This window comes from Actinoplanes sp. NPDC051633 (assembly GCF_040681735.1).
Lineage (GTDB): Bacteria > Actinomycetota > Actinomycetes > Mycobacteriales > Micromonosporaceae > Actinoplanes.
This window is the reverse complement of sequence record NZ_JBFAZH010001011.1, coordinates 1-2,822: the sequence shown is the minus strand read 5'-3', so window position 1 is coordinate 2,822 and position 2,822 is coordinate 1. Positions and strand designations below refer to the sequence as shown.

Sequence of the window (2,822 nt, the reverse complement as noted above, 5' to 3'; positions counted from 1 at the left end):
CCTCCGAGGCCGCGATCCAGCGCGCCAAGGACGCGAAGATCCCGACCTTCCTGATCGACCGGGAGATCAACAAGACCGGTGTCGCGGTGGCCCAGATCGTCTCCAACAACGCGCAGGGCGCCGGCCTCGGCGGCGCCGAGTTCGCCAAGCTGATGGGCAACAAGGGCGAGTACGCCGAGCTGACCGGCAAGGCGACCGACACCAACGCCGGCGTCCGCTCCCAGGGCTACCACGGCGTCCTCGACCAGTTCCCGGACCTCAAGATGGTGGCGCAGCAGAGCGCCAACTGGGACCAGGCCGAGGCGCTGCAGAAGACCCAGACGATCCTGCAGGCGCACCCCAACATCAAGGGCATCATCGCCGGCAACGACACCATGGCGCTGGGCGCGTGGGCCGCGGTGCAGGCCTCCAAGAAGAAGATCATCGTCACCGGCTTCGACGGCAGCCCGGACGTGGTCAACTCGATCCTCAAGGACGGCATCAAGGCCACCGTGCTGCAGCCGGCCAGCCAGATCTCGCAGATGGCGGTCGACCAGGCGGACGCGTACATCAAGGCCGGTGGCAAGGCCAGCCAGCCGGAGAAGCAGTCGGTGGACTGCGTGCTGGTGAACGCGGACAACGCCAAGAGCGTGACCAACTTCGCCGTCACCGGCTCCTGACGCCTCGCCGCACCCCATTCCGGAAGGACTGACATGCTCGTCGCCGACCCCACGGCCGCAGCCGCCTGGCACCGCTTCCGCCAGGAACTGACCGAGGCCGCACCCGAGCAGCGCCGCGAGATGCTGCGCCGCCGGGCCAACCAGTCGCGGACCACCGACCTGGAGATGGTCGGACGCGCGAAGCTCGGCCACGTCGGCGGCGACATGTCCGTCCTGGACATCCTGACCACGCTCTACTTCGGCGTGCTGCGGGTGGACCCGGAGAAGCCGGACTGGCCGGACCGCGACCGGTTCGTGCTCAGCAAGGGCCACACGGCCGGCGCGCTCTACACCACCCTGGCGGCCGCGGGCTTCTTCGCCGGCGCGGAGCTGGAGACCTTCGCCGGCCCGCATTCCGCGCTCAACGGCCACCCCAACCGGGTCAAGGTGCCGGGCGTGGAGACCAACACCGGCCCGCTCGGGCACGGCCTGCCGGTCTCGGTCGGCATGGCGGTGGCCGCCAAGCTGTCCGGGTCCGCCCGCCACGTGTACACCGTCCTCGGCGACGGTGAGCTGCAGGAGGGCAGCAACTGGGAGGCGGCGATGACGGCCGGGCACCGGCACTTGACCAACCTGACCGCGGTGGTCGACCGCAACCGGCTGCAGCAGGGGGCCCGCACCGAGGCGACCAACACCCTCGACCCGCTCGACGACAAGTTCCGCGCCTTCGGCTGGGACGTCGTCGAGCTGGACGGCCACGACCACGTGGCGCTGCTCGACGCGTTCCGGGCGCCGCCCGGCGAGCGGCCGCTGGCCGTCATCGCCAACACGACCAAGGGAAGAGGGATCTCCTTCATGGAGGACCGCGTCGAGTGGCACCACAAGGTGCCCAGCGCCGAGCAGATCGCCCTGGCCACGGCGGAGCTGGCCCGATGAGCGCCGCCGTCGGCCCGTCACCGGCGGAGACGTACGACTGCCGGGTCGCCTTCGCCGACGAGCTGATCACGCTCGCCCGCGAGGACGAGCGGATCGTGGCCGTGTGCAACGACTCGGTCGGCTCCAGCAACCTGGTCGGCTTCGCCGAGGAGTTCCCCGACCGGCTGATCAACGTGGGCATCGCCGAGCAGGACATGGTCGGCGTGGGTGCAGGGCTGGCGCTCAGCGGGTATGTGCCGTTCGTGTGCGCCGCCGCTCCGTTCCTCACCGGCCGGGCCCTCGAGCAGATCAAGGCGGACGTCGCGTACAGCCAGTCGCCCGTGGTGCTGTGCGGGATGAGCCCGGGCATGGCGTACGGCGAGCTGGGTCCCACCCACCACTCGATCGAGGACCTGTCGTGGCTGCGGGCGATCGCCGGGCTGGGCATCGTGGTGCCGGCCGACCCGGCCGAGACCCGGAGTGCGGTCCGCTGGGCGGCGGGCGCGGCCACGCCGGTGTATCTGCGGATCGGCCGGTTCAAGGTGCCCTCGGTGAACGCCGACTTCCGGTTCGGTGAAGCCGCCGAGCTGCGGGCCGGCGCCGACGTCACCGTCATCGCCACCGGCACCATGGTGTCCCGCGCGCTGCAGGCGGCCGAGGAGGCCGCCGGCGGCGGCGTGTCGGTGCGGGTGCTCAACATGTCGACGATCGCGCCGCTCGACTCCGACGCGATCCGGCGGGCGATGCGGGAGACCGGCGCCATCGTCACCGCCGAGGAGGCGACCACGACCGGCGGGCTGGGCGCGGCCGTCGCCGCGGTGGTGGTCACCGAGCCGCGACCGGTGCCGATGCGGATGCTCGGGATCCACCGCGAGTTCGCGCCGACCGGCACCACCGCGTACCTGCTGGAGCACTTCGGACTGACCGCCGGCGACATCCGGGCCGCGGCCACCGGCCTCGCCAAGAGAGATGGCTGAGCAGTTCGTCCTGGCGATCGACCAGGGCACCAGCTCGACCAAGGCGATCCTGGTCGACGCGACCGGCGCGGTCCGGCACACCGGCTCGGCGCCGGTCGGCATCGCGTACCCGAGACCGGGCTGGGTCGAGCAGGATGCGCACGAAATCCTCGCCAGCGTGCGCACGGCCGCGGCGCTCTGCCTGCGCAACGCCGACCCACGCTCGGTCGTCGCGGTCGGGCTCAGCACGCAGCGCGAGTCGGCGCTGGCCTGGGACCTGTCGTCCGGCAGGCCGGCCGGGCCGGTTCTCGGC

General features: G+C 71.8%; 4 protein-coding genes. All 4 read left to right on the top strand.

Annotation, left to right across the window (positions count from 1 at the left end):
* Positions 1-659: substrate-binding domain-containing protein (locus tag AB0M20_RS36060; protein ID WP_364305089.1), on the top strand; the 659-nt coding region annotated here is incomplete at its 5' end.
* A 33-nt stretch (positions 660-692) separates the two neighbouring features.
* Positions 693-1,574 (top strand): transketolase, encoded by an 882-nt coding sequence (locus AB0M20_RS36055; protein WP_364305087.1) that lies wholly within the window; start codon positions 693-695, stop codon positions 1,572-1,574.
* On the top strand, positions 1,571-2,530 hold the full coding sequence (locus AB0M20_RS36050; RefSeq protein WP_364305086.1) for a transketolase C-terminal domain-containing protein: 960 nt from the start codon (positions 1,571-1,573) through the stop codon (positions 2,528-2,530). Before AB0M20_RS36055 ends, AB0M20_RS36050 begins: the two co-directional genes overlap by 4 nt.
* On the top strand, positions 2,523-2,822 hold a 300-nt coding region (locus tag AB0M20_RS36045; protein ID WP_364305084.1), incomplete at its 3' end, for an FGGY family carbohydrate kinase. The genes AB0M20_RS36050 and AB0M20_RS36045, both read left to right, overlap by 8 nt.

Bases quoted from the DNA above. Each gene is read 5' to 3' on its own strand.
- AB0M20_RS36055 (WP_364305087.1), top strand. From the start codon at position 693: ATGCTCGTCGCCGACCCCACGGCCGCAGCCGCCTGGCACCGCTTCCGC.
- AB0M20_RS36050 (WP_364305086.1), top strand. From the start codon at position 1,571: ATGAGCGCCGCCGTCGGCCCGTCACCGGCGGAGACGTACGACTGCCGG.